Origin of the sequence: Curtobacterium sp. NPDC089991, from assembly GCF_044748425.1 — a bacterium.
Lineage (GTDB): Bacteria > Actinomycetota > Actinomycetes > Actinomycetales > Microbacteriaceae > Curtobacterium.
In genome coordinates this window covers 456964-475808 of sequence record NZ_JBIVGB010000002.1, presented here as the reverse complement: position 1 = coordinate 475808, position 18845 = coordinate 456964, and the positions used below count along the sequence as shown (strand labels likewise).

The window sequence follows — 18845 nt, the reverse complement described above, 5'->3', positions numbered from 1 at the left end:
CGGCGACCCTACCGGCAGCGGCTGACGTCTCGGATGCCGGTCGCGGCCCGAGATGGTGACCGAACGGCGGACGGGAGGCCCGGTGCCTGCCTGCACCGTGCCTCCCGTCCGTCACCTGGTCGCGTCCACGACGCGCACCCTGCGTCAGGAACGCAACCAGGCCGTCCCCACGCCCGTGAGGGCACCGTCTGCCACCGGTGCCGAGGCGAGCAGCAGCTCGCCGGCGGGGAGTTCGTAGGGCTCGTCACCGAACACCGTCACGCTCGTCCACCCGTTCGGGCGTCGGAACGCGAGCACGTCGTCGCGGCCGGTCTCGAGCCACTCCAGGTGCTCCTCGGACTGCAGCTGCCCGCGCAGCCCGAGGGCCTTCCGGTACAGGTTCAGGGTCGAGTCGGGGTCGGTGTCCTCGGCCTCGACGCTCGCGTCCGCGAACCACGCCGGCTGCGGCAGGTGCGCGGAGCCGGAGCCGAAGCCGAACGACGGGCCGGACCGGGTCCACGGGATCGGGACACGGCAGCCGTCGCGGCCGACGTCGACGCCCGGGTTCCGGAAGAACGCGGGGTCCTGGCGGTCGGCGTCGGGGATGTCGCCGACCTCGTGCAGACCGAGCTCCTCGCCCTGGTACAGGTAGGCGGAGCCGGGCAGTGCGAGCTCGAGCAGGGTCGCCGCCTGAGCGCGGCGCAGCCCGAGCGAGCGGTCGAGCGCGTCCTGCGACCCACCGGCGAGCAGCCACTTGCCGCCCTGCTTGTCGGGGGAGCCGTTCCGCGCAGGCAGCGCGTAGCGGGTCGCGTGCCGGACGACGTCGTGGTTCGAGAACACCCACGTGGTCGACGAGCCGGACTGCTCGGCCAGACCGAGGTTGAACTCGATGATCTCCTTGAACGAACCGGCGTCGAAGTCGGCCTCGAGCAGGTCGAAGTTGAACGCCTGCCCCAGACCGTCGGCGCTGGCGTACCGGGCGCGGCGGTCGGCGGCGACCCAGGCCTCGGCGACCGCGGTGCGTGCCGGGGTGTACTCGTTGAACACGGTCCGCCACTCGGCGTAGATCTCGTGCACGTCGTCGCGGTCCCACAGCGGGTGCGAACCGTCCTTCGGGATCTCGGCGAGCTCCGCCCAGGTCGGCAGGGCGCCGGAGGGCAGGTCCTTCGCGAGCCCGTGGGCGACGTCGATGCGGAAGCCGTCGACGCCACGGTCCGACCAGAAGCGCAGGGTGTGCAGGAAGTCGTCGCGGACCTCGCGGTTCGCCCAGTTCAGGTCGGGCTGCTCCTTGGCGAAGGAGTGCAGGTACCACTGGCCGTCGCCGACCGCGGTCCACGCCGGACCGCCGAAGATCGAGATCCAGTCGGCCGGAGCCTGCTCGCCGGACGGTCCGGTGCCGTCGCGGAAGACGTACCGGTCGCGGGCGGGGGAGCCCTTCGGTGCGGCGAGGGCCTCGCGGAACCACTCGTGCCGGTCGCTCGTGTGGTTCGGCACCACGTCGACGATCACCCGGATGCCGGCGGCGTGCAGCGCCTCGACCATCCGGTCGAAGTCGTCGAGCGTGCCGAGCTTCGGGTCGACGTCGCGGTAGTCGTCGACGTCGTAGCCGCCGTCGGCGAGGGCGGACGGGTAGAACGGGCTGAGCCAGACGGCCTCGACACCGAGCGACGCCAGGTACGGCACGCGCTCGGTGATGCCGGGCAGGTCGCCGATGCCGTCGCCGTTCGCGTCCGCGAAGGAGCGGGGGTAGATCTGGTAGACGCTCGCCTGGCGCCACCAGGTCTCGTCGGCGCTGGTGGTGGCGGGCTGGGCGAGGGTGTCGGTCACGACGGGCCTTTCGTGGTTCGTGGCGGTGTCGGTCGGTTCGGTCGTACCGGCCGGGTCGGTCGTCTTGCTCACTTGATGGCGCCCTGGGTCACACCGGCCATCACCCATCGCTGCGTGACGAGGTAGACGATGATCGCCGGGGCCATCGCCATCAGGTACGAGGCGAACGACACGTTGTAGTTGTTGCTGAACTGGGTCTGGAACATCTGCTGCAGCACCGGCAGGGTCTGCAACGCCGGGTCCGAGGTGATCAGCGACGGCATCACGAAGTCGTTCCACGACGCCAGGAACGCGAAGATGCCGACGGTGGCGCTCATCGGTGCCAGCAGCGGGAACACGAGCCGCCAGAACACCTGACCGGTGCTCGCGCCGTCGATGCGGGCGCTCTCCTCGAGCTCGGCCGGGATCGACCGCAGGAACGCGGTGAAGAGCAGCACGCTGAACGACAGCTGGAACATGACGTGCAGCAGCGCGACGCCGAACGGGTTGTCCAGGTGCGCGAGGCCGGTGAGCTTCACCTGCGACAGCGCGAGCACCGGGAACGGCAGGAACATGGCGGCGAGCAGGTAGAAGAACGACCAGCGGAACAGCCGACGGTCCCAGTTCCGGGCGATCGCGAACGCCGTGAACGACGCGAGCAGGATCGTGCCGACGACGGTGATCGCGGCGACGAGCACCGAGACGCCGAACGCCCGCGGGAAGTCGGTGAGCTCCCACGCCTGCACGAAGCCGTCGACGCTGAACGGTGCCGGCAGCGAGAACGCGTTGCCGTCGACGGCCTGGCCGGTCGTCTTGAACGCCATCGTCAGGGTGACGTAGAGCGGCACCAGGATCGAGAGCGCGCAGAGCACGAGGACGACGGTGACGGGCCAGTTGGCGTTGCCGCCGCGGCGGCCGGCGGTCCGGTCGGCGTCGACCGATCTGATGCTGCCCGTCTTCGTCGTCCCCGGACGGAGGGGTGTCTGGATGGTCATCAGAGCGCTGCCTTCCCGCGGGTCGCCCGCAGCTGGATCACGGCGATGACGACCGCGATGATGAAGAAGATCGTGGCGTTGGCCATCTGGTAGGCGTAGTCGCCGCCGTTGAAGCCCTTGAAGATCGACATCGCGACGCTCGTGGTCGAGGTGCCGGGGCCACCGTCGGTCAGGCCGACGATGATGTCGTACGAGTTCAGGAAGTTCTTGAACCCGATCACCAGGTTGATCAGGATGTAGCCGGCCGTCAGCGGTGCGGTGATCGAGATCAGCTGCCGCCACGCGCTCGCGCCGTCGAGGGCAGCTGCCTCGTAGACCTCGCCGGGGATGGACAGCACCCCGGCGATGTAGATGAGGAGCGTCGACGGGATCGCCTGCCACGCGGTGACGATCACGATGGCGACCCACGCCAGGTCGGGGTTCGCCAGGATGCTCTGCTCGAGCGGACCGAAGCCGATCGCACTGGCCAGGGCCGGCAGGCTGTTCGCGAACAGGAACGAGAACACGTACGCGATGACGATGCCCGAGATGACCATCGGCAGCACGAACACCGCGCGGAGGGCGATCTTGCCGCGGATCTTCGACGTCAGCGCGATGGCGAGCAGGAACGCGATCGCGTTGACGACGATCACGGTGACGAGCGAGAACCCGAGGGTGAACAGGTACGCCTGCAGGATCGCGGGGTCGGAGAACACCGCGACGTAGTTCGTGAGCCCGATGAAGCGGAACTCACCGAACCCGACGGAGTTCGTGAAGCTGAGCACGATGCCCATCACGGCCGGCAGCGTGATGGCGAGCGTGAAGAGCAGCAGGGTGGGGAGCAGGAAGGCGAGGAAGAGCGGTTCGATCCGCTTCCGCTTGTGGGTGACGGACGGGAGGCCCGGGGCGGCTCCGCCACGTCGGCGGCGGTCCGCCGTCGTGATGGCTTCGGTGGTCGTGGTTGCCATGGGACGTCTCCTTACGCGGCCGTGCGGAGCGCGAGACGCGCCCAGTCGGCGTCGAGGGTGCGGAGCTGGCGCTGCGGGTCGCCGCCGAAGGCGATCGACTGCGCGTAGTTCGCGACCGGGATCTCGGCGGGGATGAGCTGCGACGCACCGAGGTAGAAGGCGGCGTCGTCGTAGTACGACTGCATGCCGGTCAGCGCCGGGTTCGACGCCGGGGGAGCGTCCTTCCGGACACCGAAGCCGTTGTTGTCGGCGTTGTACTTGTCGTTGACCTTCGACTGCATCAGGAACGTCAGGAACTCGCGGGCGGCCTCCTGCTTGCGGGACGCCTCCGGGATCCAGAGCGCCAGGTCGACGTTCACCCGCACCTTGTTGTCCGCGGCGTCGTCGGTGACGGGCAGCGGGAACGTGCCGAGGTCCATGTCCTTGTTCGTCTTGGCGATCTCGCCGAGCGCCCACGGCCCCTGCAGGTACATCGCGGCCTTGCCCTGTGCGAACGCGAGGTTGCCGTCGCCGTAGCCGCGGCTGGCGGCACCGTCCTGGTGCCATGCGCGCAGCTGGGTCATGCGTTCCATCGGCGTCCGGAGGTCCTTCTCGAACGACACCGACGAGTCCTTGCCGACGCTCGTGCCCTCGCGTCGCAGTGCGTCGAACGTCTTCGGGGTGTCGATCGCACCGCCGACCGTGTAGTCGAACATGCCCTGCGCGATCGTCCAGTTGTCCTTGAACGTCCCGTAGATCGGGGCGATGCCGGCCTGCTGCAGCCGCTTGCAGAGATCGGCGAACTCGCTCCACGTCGTCGGCACCTCGAGCCCCTGCTCGGCGAACAGTGCCTTGTTGTAGATCACCGAGGCGGCGGTCACCGAGTACGGCAGCGCGCTCTTGCGACCCGGGTAGTCGGCGGTCTGCTGCATGAGCGGCCACAGGTCCGGGTTGATCGTGTCGGCCTGCGACAGGTCGGAGAGGTCCGTCAGGGCTCCGTGCTCGACGAACGGGACGACCGAGAAGTTGTAGTTCCAGCAGCCGAGGTCCGGCGGCCGGTTCCGGACGAAGTTCGCGGACATGCTCGAGGTCGAGTCGCGGACGACCCGCACCTTCGACTGGCTGTCGTGGAACTGCGCGATGACGCCGTCGAAGTACCCGATGACCTCGGGCTTCGAGACGTAGAACGTGATGGTCTCCGGCTTGGCGCTCGAGGACCCGATCGGGGCGCACCCGGCGAGCGCGAGGCCCGCTCCGATGCCGCCGGCTCCGAGCAGGAACGAGCGTCGGCTCACCGATGCCGCCGTCCTGGTCGTGGCGTGTGGTTGCACGTCGTCTCCGTCCGTCCGGACCCGGCAGCCCTGCCGTTCCGTCCTGCGATCGGCTCCGATGCCGACCGCGTGACTAAATCTAGCGACAAAATCTAATTACGCAAGGAACTCGTTGCGCGATAAGGTCACGGCATGCCGCCACCCCGTCGAACGAGCGCCGAGACACTGCTCGCGCACGCCTTCGACGCTGGCGCCTTCACCGCGACCGAAGCCATCGACGCCACCGGCCTGACCCGCTCGACCGTGCTGGCCGCGTGCGAAGAACTCGTCCGGCTCGGCTGGCTCCACGAGCTCGACGACGCCCGTGCCGCCGGGGAGTACCGGATCGGCCGGCCCGCCCGTCGCTACGAACTCGACACCGCCGCCGGGGTCGTCGTCGGCGTGGACGCCGGACAGCACCGGGTCACCGCCATCGTTGCCGACCTGCGCGGCACCGTGCTCGGTCGCGCCGAAGGGGCACTCGGTGAGTCGGGACTCGAGGTCCCCGTCCGGCTCGCAGTCCTCGCCGACACCGTGGGCGGCGCGCTCGCCGCCGCCGGAGCCGACCGCTCCCGCGTCCTGGTCACCGTCGTCGGCATCCCCGCGCCGGTCGACGCCGGCGGGGCATCGCCGGACGACGGCGGCTTCTGGGACCGGATGAACCCGGGCTTCGCCGACGCCGTCCCGCACGGCCGCGTCGTGGTCGAGAACGACGCGAACCTCGCCGCACTCGCCGAGCGGCCGTCATCGGGGGACGCCTCGTTCGCCGCACTGCTCTCCGGCGAGCGGTTCGGCAGCGGCCTCGTGGTCGACGGTGTGCTGCTCCGCGGTGCCCACGGCGGCGCGGGGGAGATGCGCGTGCTCGACATCGTCCAGGGGGTCGGGTCGTCGGACGGCATCGGCGCGACGGCGCGGACGCTGGTCGCCGAGGCCGTCGCTGCGGGCGAGGTCCGGCCGGGCAGTCCGCTCGCGGTGGACGCCGGTGCCTCCGCCGTGTTCCGCGCGGCGCAGGACGGCGACACCGTGGCGCTGGCGATCGTCGACCGCCTCGGCGACCGACTGGCCCGCGTCTGCGTCCTGCTCGCCAGCCTGCTCGACATCGACCGCGTGGTCGTCGCCGGTGCGATCGCCCAGCCCGCCGTCGCCGTCATCGACCGTGCCCGCGCGCTGCTCGACGGCTGGCACTTCGACCCCGTGCCCGACCTGGTGGCGTCGACGCTCGGCGGCGACGTCGTCGTCATCGGGGCCGTCGCCCACGCGGTGGACGCGGTCCGTGCCGACCCGCTGTCGTTCCCCCTGGGCGGTGCCGACCGGATCAGTGTCGACGATCGAGCGGCAGTTCCCGCTCCCGATCCCAGTCCTCGGTCCACCCGAGCCGGTCGAACAACGCATCCAGCAGCATCGCGGTGAACCCCCACACCAGGTGGTCGTCGTGGTCGTCGTCGTCGTGGTCGCCGTGCTCCGCATCGACGGTGAAGCCCGGCCCGCGCCACTCCTGACCACCGCGTCGGATCACCGTGACCCCGCGGTTCGCCGGGTCGAGCAGGTCCGCCACGGGGACCCGGAACACCGCGGCCGACTCGCGCTCGTCGACGACCCGGATCGGGGACGGCTCGCGCCACCACCCCAGCACCGGGCGCACCAGGTGGTTCGAGAACGCCAGTGGCACCGCGGGCAGCGTGCCGAGGACCTCGACGCCCGTCGGGTCGAGCCCGGTCTCCTCGTGTGCTTCGCGGAGGGCTGCGGCGACGGCGTCGACATCGCCCGGGTCGATCCGTCCGCCGGGGAACGCGACCTCGCCCGGGTGCGCGCGCAGGGTCGTGGCACGCGCGAGCAACAGGACGTCCAGGTCGCGCGGGACGTCGGCGGCGACGGCCGGGCGGTCGCTGGGAGTGCGGTCGAGCGTGCCGAAGAGCATCAGGACGGCGGCGTGCCGCGGGGTGGCCGTGCCGCCGGGTTCGACGAGCGGCTCGGCGTCGCCCCACCCGTTCGCTGCGACGGTCGCGAGTGCCGCCCGTGCTCGCCCCTCGTCGTCCATCACCCGCCCACCCTAGGCGCGCGGCGCTGGTGGCCGTGCGCCGCGTGCCGTGCTTCGTGAGCAGAAATGGTCGGGTCGGGAATCGGCACTCGACCATTCCTGCTCACGAAGTCGCCGGAGGTGCCCGAACGCAGTCAGCCGGACCGGCCCGCGCGCCAGTACCCGGTGAAGGCGATCCGCTCCTTCGGGATGCCCGCGCCGACCCAGTGGCGTCGCGCTCCGCCGGCGAGGGACTGCTCGCCGGCGACCCAGGCAGCGTGGTCGGGGCTCACCGACGATCGGGTGACCGCGTCGAGCGCCGCGGCTCCGGGACGTCGACCGGGTTCGCGGGTGATCCACGTCACGTCGATGCCGGTCGGGGCATCGATGGTCCGCACGTCGGCGTCCGTCGGGACCTCGAGGATCGCGGTGCCCTTGGTCGAACGGGGGAGCGACTCGAGGATCCCGGCTGCAGCGGGCAGGGCGCTCTCGTCCGCGACGATCACGATCGGACGACCGAGGGCGTCCCGGTCGAAGCCGATGCCCTCGTCGATGAGCCCGGCCACGTCGCCGGGCTGTGCGCCGAGTGCCCACCCAGCCGCGGTCGGCCCGGTCGGTGCGTGGTCGTCGCCACTGCCGTGCACCACGAAGTCGACGTCGAGCTCGTCGCCCTGGTGCAGTCGGCGGAGGCTCCGCACGGTGTAGCTGCGGAGGATCGGTCGGCTCGCCTTCGCCACCGTCAGGAACTTCAGGTAGCTCACCGTGTCGAGCTTCTGCGGGGCCCGCGCGAGGTCACCGCCGTCCACCGGCAGGAACAGACGGAACCACTGGTCGTAGCCCATGTGGGTGAATCGGCTCAGGTCGTCGCCGCCGAACACCACGCGGATGAAGGACGGCGAGATCCGTTCGGTCCGCACGACGTGCAGGGTGAGGAGCTCGACGCGTTCCGGCTTCGTGCGGGTCGCCTGCATGTTCGTCCGTACCATGTAGGTAAGGCTAACCTAACCAAATTTCCGGTGGGATGGTTCAGTCGACTCCCGGGAGTCGTCGGCATGGTGGAAGAACCGAGGAGCACTCGAACATTCGATGAGGAGACACCGTGGACCGCTTCCGAAGGCTGCCGCTGCCGGCGCTGCTGCCCTTCCTGTTCGTGCTGGTCGGCGGACTGTACTTCGCTATCGGTCTGGTTCCGAACCCCGACGGTGCCGGTCTGGCCGCCCGCGCGATCGGATCGCTCTTCTCCGCCGTCTTGATGAGGGTGTTCTTCGGCTTCCTCATCGCCTACCGTCGCCGCCGAGCGGGTGGCACCGAGGGCGCTGCCGCGATCCAGCGAGCGGTGCGCTCCGGAGACCTGCCGGACGACGTCGACCACGTCGTGTGGACCCGCGAGCTCGAGTCGACCCGCAAGCGGTACCGGAACAACCGGGTCATCGTGCCGATCATGGTCGTCGTCTTCGCAGCCTTCTCAGTCTGGGCAGCTCTGACGGTCAGTCCGTTCTGGTGGGCGATCCTGGTGCTGTTCGTGGGGATGTGCGCGTACTCCGTCTGGGAGACCCGACGGGCACTGCGGAACATCGACCACCTGCTGACCACCCTGCGCGGAACCTGGACCGTGCGCTGACGTCGCGAGCCTGATCCAGTGAGCAGAAGACGTCGGGTCCCTGGTGGGGACCCGACGTCTTCTGCTCACTCTGTGGGCCGAACGCTCACTCCGTGGTGGAGACCCAGTCGATGAGCAGGTTGCCCTGGTCGCCCCAGTTGCCGACCTGGAACATGAAGCGGTGCGGGGTCGTCGGGACGTCGTGGGTGATCGTGTCGAGGACCTTGCCGTCGACGCTGTAGGTGACCGACTGTCCGGGCACCCAGTCCACCGTGTAGGTGTGCCAGTCGCGCCACGAGACGCCGGTGCCGATCTGGACGCGGTCGGCTTCCTTGCCCGGGGTCATCGAGTGGTGGAAGGCCGAGGGGCTGTCCTCGAAGTTGCCCTCGGGGAAGTCGATCTCGCCGTCGGACCAGGTGCCCGACGTCGGCCACAGCATGAACGCCGCGCCATTGCCGTCGCCACCGGTCGCCTTGGCGCGGACGGAGAACGAGCCGCCGACGTGGTCCCAGGCTCCGGCGGAGGAGCCGAACGTGCCGGCCGCGCCCGCTCCGGTGCCGAGGGCGACGTCCATCACGCCGTCGTGCACCGAGACGGTCTTGCTCGGCGCGTAGATGCCGGAGGTGCCGTCGGGGTAGGGCTGCCACGACTGCGGGTAGAGCCGCGAGACGAGGCCGGTGACGGCGTCGGTGGTGAAGTCCTCGACGAACGAGGCGGCCGGCGCAGCGGAGGTGTCGGCGACCTCGTTCTGCGGTTCGGCCGCGTCTTCGGCTTCCGACTCCGCGGCTTCGGCGTCGTCGGTGGGCGCGACTGCCTCCGGCTCCGCGGTCGGGGTGGTGTCCTCGATCGGCGCGGCCTCGGCGGTCGGCGCGGGCGTCTCCGTCGGCGTCGGGTCCGACTCCTCGTCGTCGGACGGGGCCGGGGTCGCCGTGTCCGAGGGGGTGGGTGTGGGGGTCACCGGGGCGTGCTGCCCGTGGCGGTGTCCGCCCCAACCCCACCAGCTGTCAGCGGAGGCGGCGGAGGCGGTGGGGACTCCGAGTGCCAGGCAACCGGCGGTCGCGGCCGCCAGGATCGCGCGACGGCGGCTCATCGGGTGTGCCGTTCGGTGGTGGGGGTGGTGGGCGTGGTGATCGCGGGGGTCGTGCCGCGCATGGGCGTGCACGTGCTTCGGGTCGAGATGTCGGGCTCCTCGTGGTGCTCGGGCGCAGGATGCGGGGAGGGGACGGCGCGCCAGGGGGCAGGATGCCGAGGGGTTCGGTGACGCGTCCACGGACATCTTGCATCATTTGTGCCCCGTTCGGGGGTAATCGCCTGAATCGGCACCCGAACGCGCGGTGAACGGCGGGCAGCCCGCTGCCCGCCGCCTCAGCCGCGCGGCACCGGCTGCAAGCGCTGCAGCTGCGTCACGTGCCCGGGCTCGAGCTCGTCGAGCGACGTGACCCCGAGCAGCCGCATCGTGCGCTCGATCTGCTCCGACAGGATCTGGATCATCCGGTCGACACCGGCCTCGCCGCCCGCCATCAGCCCGTACAGGTACGCGCGGCCGACCATCGTGAACTTCGCACCGAGCGCCACGGCGGCGACGATGTCGGCGCCCGACATGATGCCGGTGTCGAGGTGCACCTCGGTGTCCATGCCGACCTCCTTCACCACGGAGGGCAGCAGGTGGAACGGCACGGGTGCCCGGTCGAGCTGGCGTCCGCCGTGGTTCGACAGCGTGATCCCGTCGACGCCCATGTCCGCCAGGCGACGCGCATCGGCCAGGGACTGCACGCCCTTCACGACGACCTTGCCCTTCCACTGGTCGCGGATCCACGCGAGGTCCTCGTAGGTGACGGTGGGGTCGAACATGTGGTCGAGGAGCTCCCCGACGGTGCCGGACCACCGGTCGAGCGACGCGAAGGCCAGCGGCTCGGTGGTCAGGAAGTCGAACCACCACCACGGCCGCGGGATGGCGTTCAGCACGGTCCGCGCGCTGAGCTGCGGCGGGATCGAGAAGCCGTTGCGCTTGTCCCGCAGTCGCGCGCCGGCGACGGGCACGTCCACGGTGACGAGCAGTGTGTCGAACCCGGCCTTCTCGGCGCGGGAGACCAGCGCCATCGACTTCTCGCGGTCCTTCCACATGTACAGCTGGAACCAGTTGCGGCCGTTCGGGTTGGCGTCGCGGACGTCCTCGATGGCCGTGGTGCCCATGGTGGAGAGTGAGAACGGGATGCCCGCGCGTCCGGCTGCCCGGGCACCGGCACGCTCGCCCTCGGTCTGCATCATGCGCGTGAACCCGGTGGGGGCGATGCCGAACGGGTACGCGACCGGCGCACCCAGCACCGAGCGCGAGGTGTCCACGGACGACACGTCGCGCAGGATCGCGGGCGTGAACTCGATGTCCTCGAACGCCTGGCGGGCGCGCGCGAGCGAGATCTCGGCCTCGGCGGCGCCCTCGGTGTAGTCGAACGCGGCCTTCGGCGTGCGGCGGGCGGCGATGTCGCGCAGGTCCCAGATCGTCAGGGCCTGTTCGAGGCGCTGACGCCGACCGGGCAGCGAAGGCTTCTTGAACTGCATGAGCGGCGCGAGGTCACGCACGGTCGGCAGCTGCCGCTTGATCGGGGTCCGCCGGGCCGACGGTGTGCCCGGGGTGGCTGCCGGTGCGCCCGTGGCGGGGTCGACGCGGTGCTGGTCGTCGGTCGAGGTCATACAGACATCCTACGTCTCGAGGTGGATTGGCGGAGGGAAGCGTCGGAGGAACGCGGGGTGTACCGGACGGGCTCGACGGTGCGCGCGATCGTCGCGCGCAGGGCCTCGAGCGATGCGCCGCGCAGGCCACCGAGTCCGGCTGCCCGCGCCTGCACCAGGATGTTGCCGAGTGCCGTCGCCTCGACGGGCCCGGCCAGGACGGGCAGCCCGGTGCGGTCGGCCGTCAGCTGGCAGAGCAGTCGGTTCTGCGATCCGCCGCCGACGATGTGCACCTGTCGGACGTCTTTCCCCGTGATGGTGCTGATCGTCGCAAGTGTCTCCGCGTACGCGCCGGCCAGTGACTCGAGGATCGAGCGCACGAACTCGGCCCGCGACGCGGGCGCGCTCAGCCCGTGGTCGCCGCACCAGGCGGCGATGCGCGCGGGCATGTCGCCGGGCGCCTTGAACGACTCGTCAGCGGGGTCGAAGACGGGGACCGGGGCCGTGACGGCCGCGGCGGAGGCGAGCAGGGCCTCCAGGTCGATGCTCGCGCCGTCACGTTCCCAGGTGCGGACGCTCTCGGAGAGCAACCACAGTCCGGACACGTTCTTCAGGAACCGGACGCGGCCGTCGACCCCGCCCTCGTTGGTGCAGTTCGCGTCGCGCGCCGCGTCCGACAGGACGGGTGCGTCGAGCTCGACGCCGACGAGTGACCAGGTTCCGGAGGAGATGTACGCGAAGTCCGGTTCGGTCGCGGGGACCGCGACGACGGCGGAGGCCGTGTCGTGCGAGCCGACGAGCGTGACGGGTGCCTGCCCGCCGACGGCGTCGGCGACGGACGGCAGCAGGGGCCCGAGTCGGTCGCCCGGGTCACGCAGGGTGGGCAAGAGGCTGGCCGGGAGGCCTGCAGCAGCCCGCAACGCCGGGTCCCATCCGCGGGTCGTCGCGTTCAGGACCCCGGTCGTCGACGCGTTCGTGCGCTCGGCCGCCTCGACACCGGTGAGCCAGTAGCCGAGCAGGTCGGGGACGAGCAGCGCCCGCTGCGCGAGCTGCAGCGACGGGTCGGCAGCGAACTGGAACACCGTGTTGAAGGGCAGGTGCTGCAGACCGTTCCGGGCGTACAGCTCGGCCGCGTCCATCCGTCGGTGCACGCGGTCGACGCCGCCCTCGTGCCGCTCGTCGCGGTAGTGGTACGGCAGGCCGAGCAGCCGACCATCGCGCAGCAGGCCGTAGTCGACCGCCCACGAGTCGATGCCGATGCTCACGATCGCCGGGTGCGTGGCGAACGCCTGACGGAGGCCGTCGGTCACCTGTCGGTGGAGCTCGACGACGTCCCAGTGCAGGGCCTCGCGGTCGTGCTCGTGCAGGGTCACGGGGCCGTTCGGGAACCGGGCGACGTGCTCCATCCGGACGCCGTCGGTGTCGACGTGCCCGAGGATCACGCGGCCGCTGGTGGCCCCGAGGTCGACGGCGGCGACGGTGCCGCTGGTGGACATGCTCTTACCTCTTGTCGGACATCAGCTTGTCGTGCATCAGCTTGTCGTTCATCAGCGCAGGAACGCGGCGGCGACACCCGCGTCGACGGGCACGTGCAAACCGGTCGTGTGCGAGAAGTCGTCGGTGCAGATGGCGTAGACGGCGTTCGCGACGTTCTCCGGGACGACCTCGCGCTTGAGGATGGTGCGCTGGGCGTAGAACGCGCCGAGGTCCTGCTCCTCGATGCCGTAGGTCTTCGCGCGGTTCGCTCCCCAGCCGCTCGCGAAGATCCCCGAGCCACGGACGACGCCGTCGGGGTTGATCCCGTTGACGCGGACGCCGTGCTCGCCGAGCTCCGCCGCCAACAACCGGACCTGGTGTGCCTGGTCGGCCTTGGTCGCCGAGTACGCGATGTTGTTCGGACCGGCGAACACCGAGTTCTTCGACGAGATGTAGACGATGTCGCCGCCGAGGCCCTGCTCGATGAGGACCTTCGCCGCCGCCTTGGACACCAGGAACGACCCCTTCGCCATGACGTCGTGCTGCAGGTCCCAGTCCTGTTCGGTGGTCTCGAGCAGGCTCTTGCTGAGCGACAGTCCGGCGTTGTTCACGACGAGGTCGAGGCCGCCGAAGTGCAGCAGCGTCTGCTGGACCGCTTGGTCGATCGCGCCGGCGTCCGTCACGTTCGCCGCGACGCCGATGGCCCGGTCCGGGCCACCGATCTCCGCGGCAGCGTCTTGCGCCTTCGCCAGGTCGAGGTCGGCGATGACAACCGCGGCGCCCTCGGCGGCCAGGCGCTTCGCGATCGCCTTGCCGATGCCGCTCGCGGCTCCGGTGACCAGGGCGATGCGGGTGGCGAGCTTCTTGGGGGCCGGCATCCGCTGCAGCTTCGCCTCTTCGAGGGCCCAGTACTCGATGCGGAACTTCTCGGCCTCGTCGATGGGGGCGTAGGTACTCAACGACTCGGCGCCGCGCATGACGTTGATCGCGTTCACGTAGAACTCCCCGGCGACGCGGGCGGTCTGGGCGTCCTTGCCGTACGAGAACATCCCGACGCCGGGCACCAGCACGATGAGCGGGTCGGCGCCGCGGATCGCGGGGGAGTCCGGGTTCGCGTGGCGGTCGTAGTAGGCCTGGTAGTCCGCGCGGTACTGCTCGTGGAGTTCGTGCAGGCGGGCGGTCTGCTCGTCGACGCTCGCGGTGGCGGGCAGGTCGAGGATGAGGGGCTTCACCTTGGTGCGCAGGAAGTGGTCGGGGCAGCTCGTGCCGAGCGCGGCGAGCTCCTCGGCGCGCGACGACGCCAGGAACTCGAGCACGACATCGCTGTCGGTGAAGTGCCCCACCACCGGCTTGTCGTGCCCGGCGATGCCGCGGATCGTCGGGGCGAGGGCGGCGGCGCGTGCGTGGCGTTCGTCGGTCGGCAGCGCCTCGAAGCCTGCCCGGGACCCGCCGAACGGGTCAGCCTTCCCGTGCGCCGCGATGTACTGCTCGGCGGTGTCGATGATCCAGCGCGAGTTCGCCTCGGCCTCCTCGCTCGTCTCGCCCCACGCCGTGATGCCGTGGCCGCCGAGGATCGTGCCGATCGCCTGCGGGTTGTCCCGCTTGATCGCGGCGATGTCGAGCCCGAGCTGGAACCCCGGTCGGCGCCACGGCACCCACACCACCGTGTCGCCGAAGATCGTCGACGTCAGAGCCGGTCCGTCCGCCGCCGTCGCGATGGCGATGCCGGCGTCCGGGTGCAGGTGGTCGACGTGCGCGGCGTCGACCAGGGCGTGCATCGCCGTGTCGATGGACGGAGCCGCACCACCCTTGCCGTGCAGCGTGTAGTCGAACGCGGCGACCATCTCGTCCTCGCGATCCACCCCCGGGCCTGTGTCTGATGCGTACATGTCCTGGAGGGCACGGACGCGGTCGACGCGCAGGACTGCGAGGCCCGCCGGGGTGAGGGTGCCGAGGTCGCCCCCGGAGCCCTTCACCCAGAGCAGCTCCACCGGCTCGCCCGTGACCGGGTCGGTGTCGGTGCCCTTCGCCGAGGTGTTCCCGCCGGCGTAGTTCGTGATCCGCGGATCCGAGCCGAGCGCGTTCGAGCGCGCGATGAGCGCACTGATCGTGGTGTCTGCGTCGGTGCCGTGCGTTGCGGGGTCCACCCGAGCCTCCAGTGTGTGTGCCATGTGTCTACGCGCCCCAACCGGCCTGGACGCCGCCGACGCGGTCCTCGGCGATCGACTGCTGGTACCCGGAGTCCAGGTACGCGCGCATCGGGTTCGCCGGCAGGCCGCGGGATTCGCGCCACGCGGCGAGGTCCGCCCGGACGTCGGTCTGGTACGCGTCCATGAAGACCTCGTTCGCGCCGAGGACGTCGTGGGCCTCCTGCGCTGCGGTCAGGGCCACGCGGTCGAGGAGCAGTGCCCGGGCCGTCATCTCCTGCACGTTGAGCACGGAGCGGATCTGACCGGGGATCTTGTCCTCGATGTTGTGGCACTGGTCGAGCATGAACGCGACGTCGTGGTTGTCGTAGCCGCCGCCGCGGATGACCTCGACCAGGATGCGGAACAGCTGGAACGGGTCCGCTGCGCCCACGATCAGGTCGTCGTCGGCGTAGAACCGCGAGTTGAAGTCGAAGCTGCCGAGCTTGCCGAGGCGCAGGAGCTGCATCACGATGAACTCGATGTTCGTGCCGGGGGCGTGGTGGCCGGTGTCGAGGCAGACCATCGCCTTGTCGCCGAGCGCGGCCGTCTGCACGTAGCTCGTGCCCCAGTCCGGAACGTCGGTGTGGTAGAACGACGGCTCGAAGAACTTGTACTCGAGCACCAGGCGCTGGTCCGCACCGAGGCGGTCGTAGATCGTGCTGAGCGACTCGTGCAGGCGGTCCTGGCGGGAGCGCATGTCCTCCTGCCCGGGGTAGTTCGAGCCCTCGGCGAGCCAGATCTTCAGGTCGCGGCTGCCGGTGGCGTCCATCACGTCGATGCAGCGCAGGTGGTGGTCGATCGCCTTCTGCCGGATCGTCTCGTCGACGTGGGTCAGGGCGCCGAACTTGTAGTCGTCGTCCTGGAACGTGTTCGAGTTCACGGTGCCGAGCGACACCCCGTGCTCTTCGGCGTGCCGCTTGAGGTCGCTGAAGTCGTCGACGAGGTCCCACGGGATGTGCAGTGCCACGGTCGGTGCGAGGCCGGTGTACTTGTGCACCTGGGCGGCGTCGGCGATCTTCTCGTACGGGTCGCGCGGGGTGCCGGGCGTGCTGAACACCTTGAAGCGGGTGCCGGAGTTGCCGAAGGCCCAGCTGGGCAGCTCGATCTGCTGTCGTGCGAGCTGGTCGGCGATGCCGGTGAAGGTCGGGGTCGATGTCATCGTGTCACTTCCTCGTGTGCGATTGAATCGTTTCATAGAGTACGGGTCGCGGCGGGCTGCCGCAACCGTGTGGGGTGTGTTGCGTCGCGCACCCCGTTGCGGTCTTCGCGCCCCGGAGAGTCGGGGCGCGATGACCGCACGGGGGCGCGATGCGGGACGGGCGCGGGCGCGATGCGCGCACGGGGGCGCGGGACGGGCGCGGGCTGCGCGCCCCGTTGCGGTCTTCGCGCCCCGAAGAGTCGGGGCGCGAAGACCGCCCGGGGGCGCGACGCCGGGCGAGCGCCGTCAGGCGTCCCGCGCACCCACCGTGACCAGCCCACCGTCCGCTCCCCGCGCTACGCCGCGGGCACCGCAGCCGGCGCGCGCAGCTCGTGCGAGCCAGCGCCGAGCCGCTGCTCCGCGGCACCCGGCAAGCGCACCACTGCGGTGACGCCCTCGGGGACCGTCGCACGGACGAGCAGCTCGCCGTCGACGAGCTCCCACCGCACCGCGATGTGCCCGTGCACGGAGTCGAGCGACGTCGACGCCCACGTCAGGCCGCCGCCCGGCTGCGGTGCGATGAGCACGGAGGCGTACCCCGGTTCGAGCGCCGACAGGCCGCCCACCACCCGGTGCATCCAGTCCGCCACGGCACCGAGTGCGTAGTGGTTGAACGAGGTCATCTCACCCGGGTTGATGGTGCCGTCCGGCAGCATCGAGTCCCAACGCTCCCAGACCGTCGTCGCACCCATCGTCACCGGGTACAGCCACGACGGGCACTCCGTCTGCAGCAGCAGCCGGTACGCGTCGTCGAGGTGGCCGGTCTGCGTCAGCGCGTCGGTGATGAACGGCGTACCCGCGAAGCCCGTCGAGATCCGGTACCCGGACTGCTCGGCCAGCTCCGCCAGGCGGTCGCCCGCACGGCGCTCGTCGTCCTCGTCGAGGATGCCGAACACGATCGCGAGCGCGTAGACGGTGGTGCAGTCGCTCCGGATGCGGCCGTCGGTCACGTAGTGCTGACGGAACGCGGCCTGGAGGCCCGTGGCGAGCTCCTCGGCTTCCGTCGCCTCCGCCTCGTGGCCCGTCAACCGCGCCGCCTGCGCCACCAGGGTCGCGCTGCGGTACGCGCACGCCGTCGCGACGACGCCCGGGTCGGCCTTCGCCTTGGCGGCGTCCTCCGGCGGGGCGTCCGGGTCGAGCCAGTCGCCGAACTGGAAGACGGTGTCCCACAGGCCCTCGGGTGACAGGTGGCCCTTGATGCGGCGGAGGTGCGCCGTCATCGAGTCGAGCTGCTCCTCGAGCACCGCGGTGTCGCCGTACGCCTGGTACAGGGTCCACGGCACCCAGACGCCGGCGTCCGACCAGATGGCGGTGGCGTCGGGGGTACCGAAGTCCTCGGCGGGGGAGTACTTGAGCACGTCCGGCACCACGAACGGGATGACACCGTCGGCGTGCTGCTGCTCGAGCCACACGTCGCGGAGCCAGTCGCCCAGGAACGCGCGGGTGTCGAACAGGTACGACGCCGTCGGCGCGAACGCCGCGATGTCGCCCGTCCAGCCGAGGCGCTCGTCACGCTGCGGGCAGTCGGTCGGGACGCTCAGGAAGTTGCCCTGCATGCCCCGGATGACGTTGTCGTGGAACGTGTTGAGCAGCTCGTGGCTGGACTCGAACGTGCCCGTCCGGGTCAGGTCGGAGCCGACCTGCACCGCGGTGACGGCCGCGCGGAGTTCGTCGAGCGTGCCGGTCCAGCCGTCGACCTGGGCGTACCGGAAGCCGTGGAAGGTGAAGCGGGGCTCGAAGTGGTCCTCGCCGCCGCTCAAGGTGAAGTGGTCCGTCGCCTTCGCGGTGCGCAGCGGGCGGGTGCCGAGCTCGTCGTGTTCGAGCACCTCGGCGTGCTTCAGGGTCAGCACCGTGCCCGCGGGCCCAGAGGCGACCACGCGGAGCCAGCCCACCAGGTTCACGCCGAAGTCGATCAGCGTCGCGCCGGACGGGCTCGTCCACACCTCGACGGGGGCGATCTCGGCGAGGGGTCGGACCGGCGGCACGGTGTCGGCGACGAGTTCGCGCTCGCCGATGTCGACGGTGCGCACGGCGCTGGTGCGTCCCTCGTGGCCGTCGACGCTCGGTGTGGTGACCTCGCCGGGCGTCAGGAAGGAGCCGTCGCGGAGTCGGGCGTCGATGTCCTCGCCGTCGTACAGCTGGTCGGCGGTGATCGCGCTGGACAGGGCCTGCCAGTCCGTGTCGGTGGCGACGAGCTGTTCGTGGCCGTCGGCGAAGGTGATGCGGAGCTCGGCGAACCCGGCGGGCTCGTCGGCGTACCAGCCGCCGCCACCACCCCAGGCGAGCCGACCGGCGGCCCAGCCCTTGCCGAGCACGAGTGCCAGCACGGCGGCACTGCCCGCGGCCGTCTCGGTCAGGTGCGCCGTGACGTCGTGCGAGACGACGCGGATGCGCCACTCGTAGCTCGTCCACCCCGGTTCGAGCAGGTGGTCGGAGACGCGTTCGCCACCGAGCCACGCCTCGACGACGCCGAGGGCGCTGACGTCGAGGGTCGCTCCGGTGACGGCGCCGTGGCCGTCGTCGAGGGTGAACTCACGGCGCAGGATCGGTGCGCTCCCGAGGTCGGCGTCGCTCGTGATGAACGGTGCTGTCCAGGCGGTCATGTGGTGTGTCCTTTCACGCGACTGGTCGTCGTCGACCGGTGCGGGGGTCCGGGGCCCGGCCGCCCGCCCGGGTGGG

Annotated in this window: 14 protein-coding genes; 2 read left to right on the top strand and 12 right to left on the bottom strand. The window is 70.8% G+C overall.

Features of this window, described 5'->3' with window-relative positions; translation table 11 throughout:
- Positions 1 to 144: 144 nt before the first annotated feature.
- From ACIPV1_RS07405 to ACIPV1_RS07390, 4 genes are all read right to left on the bottom strand, one after another.
- Positions 145 to 1806, bottom strand: a complete 1662-nt coding sequence (locus tag ACIPV1_RS07405) for a glycoside hydrolase family 13 protein (RefSeq protein WP_402726250.1) — start codon at positions 1804 to 1806, stop codon at positions 145 to 147.
- Between the two features lie 68 nt (positions 1807 to 1874).
- Positions 1875 to 2780 (bottom strand): carbohydrate ABC transporter permease, encoded by a 906-nt coding sequence (locus ACIPV1_RS07400; RefSeq protein ID WP_123291961.1) that lies wholly within the window; start codon positions 2778 to 2780, stop codon positions 1875 to 1877.
- Complete coding sequence (locus ACIPV1_RS07395) at positions 2780 to 3727, bottom strand: carbohydrate ABC transporter permease (protein WP_123291962.1); 948 nt, start codon at positions 3725 to 3727, stop codon at positions 2780 to 2782. The genes ACIPV1_RS07400 and ACIPV1_RS07395 overlap by 1 nt, the downstream gene beginning before the upstream one ends.
- 11 nt (positions 3728 to 3738) lie before the next feature.
- Positions 3739 to 5001, bottom strand: a complete 1263-nt coding sequence (locus tag ACIPV1_RS07390) for an ABC transporter substrate-binding protein (protein ID WP_243692426.1) — start codon at positions 4999 to 5001, stop codon at positions 3739 to 3741.
- Positions 5002 to 5169: 168 nt separating this feature from the next.
- Between ACIPV1_RS07390 and ACIPV1_RS07385 the strand changes: the two genes are divergently transcribed.
- Positions 5170 to 6426, top strand: a complete 1257-nt coding sequence (locus tag ACIPV1_RS07385) for an ROK family protein (protein ID WP_402726054.1) — start codon at positions 5170 to 5172, stop codon at positions 6424 to 6426.
- On the opposite strand, the gene ACIPV1_RS07380 is transcribed toward ACIPV1_RS07385, so the two are convergent.
- Both ACIPV1_RS07380 and ACIPV1_RS07375 read right to left on the bottom strand, forming a co-directional pair.
- On the bottom strand, positions 6332 to 7054 hold the full coding sequence (locus tag ACIPV1_RS07380; protein WP_402726249.1) for an NUDIX hydrolase: 723 nt from the start codon (positions 7052 to 7054) through the stop codon (positions 6332 to 6334). The two genes, ACIPV1_RS07385 and ACIPV1_RS07380, sit on opposite strands and share 95 nt — an antisense overlap.
- 134 nt (positions 7055 to 7188) lie before the next feature.
- Positions 7189 to 8019 (bottom strand): siderophore-interacting protein, encoded by an 831-nt coding sequence (locus ACIPV1_RS07375; protein ID WP_402726053.1) that lies wholly within the window; start codon positions 8017 to 8019, stop codon positions 7189 to 7191.
- Positions 8020 to 8132: 113 nt separating this feature from the next.
- Between ACIPV1_RS07375 and ACIPV1_RS07370 the strand changes: the two genes are divergently transcribed.
- A complete protein-coding gene (locus tag ACIPV1_RS07370) occupies positions 8133 to 8654 on the top strand; it encodes a hypothetical protein (RefSeq protein ID WP_402726052.1) in 522 nt (173 codons plus the stop codon).
- A gap of 85 nt (positions 8655 to 8739) precedes the next feature.
- Here the strand turns inward: ACIPV1_RS07370 and ACIPV1_RS07365 are convergent, their stop codons facing one another.
- The 6 genes from ACIPV1_RS07365 to ACIPV1_RS07340 all read right to left on the bottom strand — a co-directional run bounded on the left by ACIPV1_RS07365 (position 8740) and on the right by ACIPV1_RS07340 (position 18769).
- Complete coding sequence (locus ACIPV1_RS07365) at positions 8740 to 9723, bottom strand: glycoside hydrolase family 16 protein (protein ID WP_402726051.1); 984 nt, start codon at positions 9721 to 9723, stop codon at positions 8740 to 8742.
- Positions 9724 to 9998: 275 nt separating this feature from the next.
- On the bottom strand, positions 9999 to 11192 hold the full coding sequence (locus ACIPV1_RS07360; protein ID WP_123672509.1) for an alpha-hydroxy acid oxidase: 1194 nt from the start codon (positions 11190 to 11192) through the stop codon (positions 9999 to 10001).
- Between the two features lie 128 nt (positions 11193 to 11320).
- Positions 11321 to 12799, bottom strand: a complete 1479-nt coding sequence (locus ACIPV1_RS07355; RefSeq protein ID WP_402726050.1) for a rhamnulokinase family protein — start codon at positions 12797 to 12799, stop codon at positions 11321 to 11323.
- A gap of 51 nt (positions 12800 to 12850) precedes the next feature.
- Positions 12851 to 14950, bottom strand: coding sequence for a bifunctional aldolase/short-chain dehydrogenase (locus tag ACIPV1_RS07350; protein ID WP_402726049.1), 2100 nt, complete (start codon positions 14948 to 14950; stop codon positions 12851 to 12853).
- A 4-nt stretch (positions 14951 to 14954) separates the two neighbouring features.
- Entirely contained in the window at positions 14955 to 16127 is a 1173-nt protein-coding gene (rhaI, locus tag ACIPV1_RS07345) for an L-rhamnose isomerase (protein WP_123291971.1), read from the bottom strand.
- A gap of 335 nt (positions 16128 to 16462) precedes the next feature.
- Entirely contained in the window at positions 16463 to 18769 is a 2307-nt protein-coding gene (locus ACIPV1_RS07340; protein WP_402726048.1) for a family 78 glycoside hydrolase catalytic domain, read from the bottom strand.
- Positions 18770 to 18845: the final 76 nt, after the last annotated feature.

Bases quoted from the DNA above. Each gene is read 5' to 3' on its own strand.
- ACIPV1_RS07355 (WP_402726050.1), bottom strand. From the start codon at position 12,799: ATGTCCACCAGCGGCACCGTCGCCGCCGTCGACCTCGGGGCCACCAGC.
- ACIPV1_RS07385 (WP_402726054.1), top strand. From the start codon at position 5,170: ATGCCGCCACCCCGTCGAACGAGCGCCGAGACACTGCTCGCGCACGCC.
- rhaI (WP_123291971.1), bottom strand. From the start codon at position 16,127: ATGACATCGACCCCGACCTTCACCGGCATCGCCGACCAGCTCGCACGA.
- ACIPV1_RS07360 (WP_123672509.1), bottom strand. From the start codon at position 11,192: ATGCAGTTCAAGAAGCCTTCGCTGCCCGGTCGGCGTCAGCGCCTCGAA.
- ACIPV1_RS07395 (WP_123291962.1), bottom strand. From the start codon at position 3,727: ATGGCAACCACGACCACCGAAGCCATCACGACGGCGGACCGCCGCCGA.
- ACIPV1_RS07400 (WP_123291961.1), bottom strand. From the start codon at position 2,780: ATGACCATCCAGACACCCCTCCGTCCGGGGACGACGAAGACGGGCAGC.
- ACIPV1_RS07340 (WP_402726048.1), bottom strand. From the start codon at position 18,769: ATGACCGCCTGGACAGCACCGTTCATCACGAGCGACGCCGACCTCGGG.
- ACIPV1_RS07380 (WP_402726249.1), bottom strand. From the start codon at position 7,054: ATGGACGACGAGGGGCGAGCACGGGCGGCACTCGCGACCGTCGCAGCG.
- ACIPV1_RS07350 (WP_402726049.1), bottom strand. From the start codon at position 14,950: ATGGCACACACACTGGAGGCTCGGGTGGACCCCGCAACGCACGGCACC.
- ACIPV1_RS07375 (WP_402726053.1), bottom strand. From the start codon at position 8,019: ATGGTACGGACGAACATGCAGGCGACCCGCACGAAGCCGGAACGCGTC.
- ACIPV1_RS07365 (WP_402726051.1), bottom strand. From the start codon at position 9,723: ATGAGCCGCCGTCGCGCGATCCTGGCGGCCGCGACCGCCGGTTGCCTG.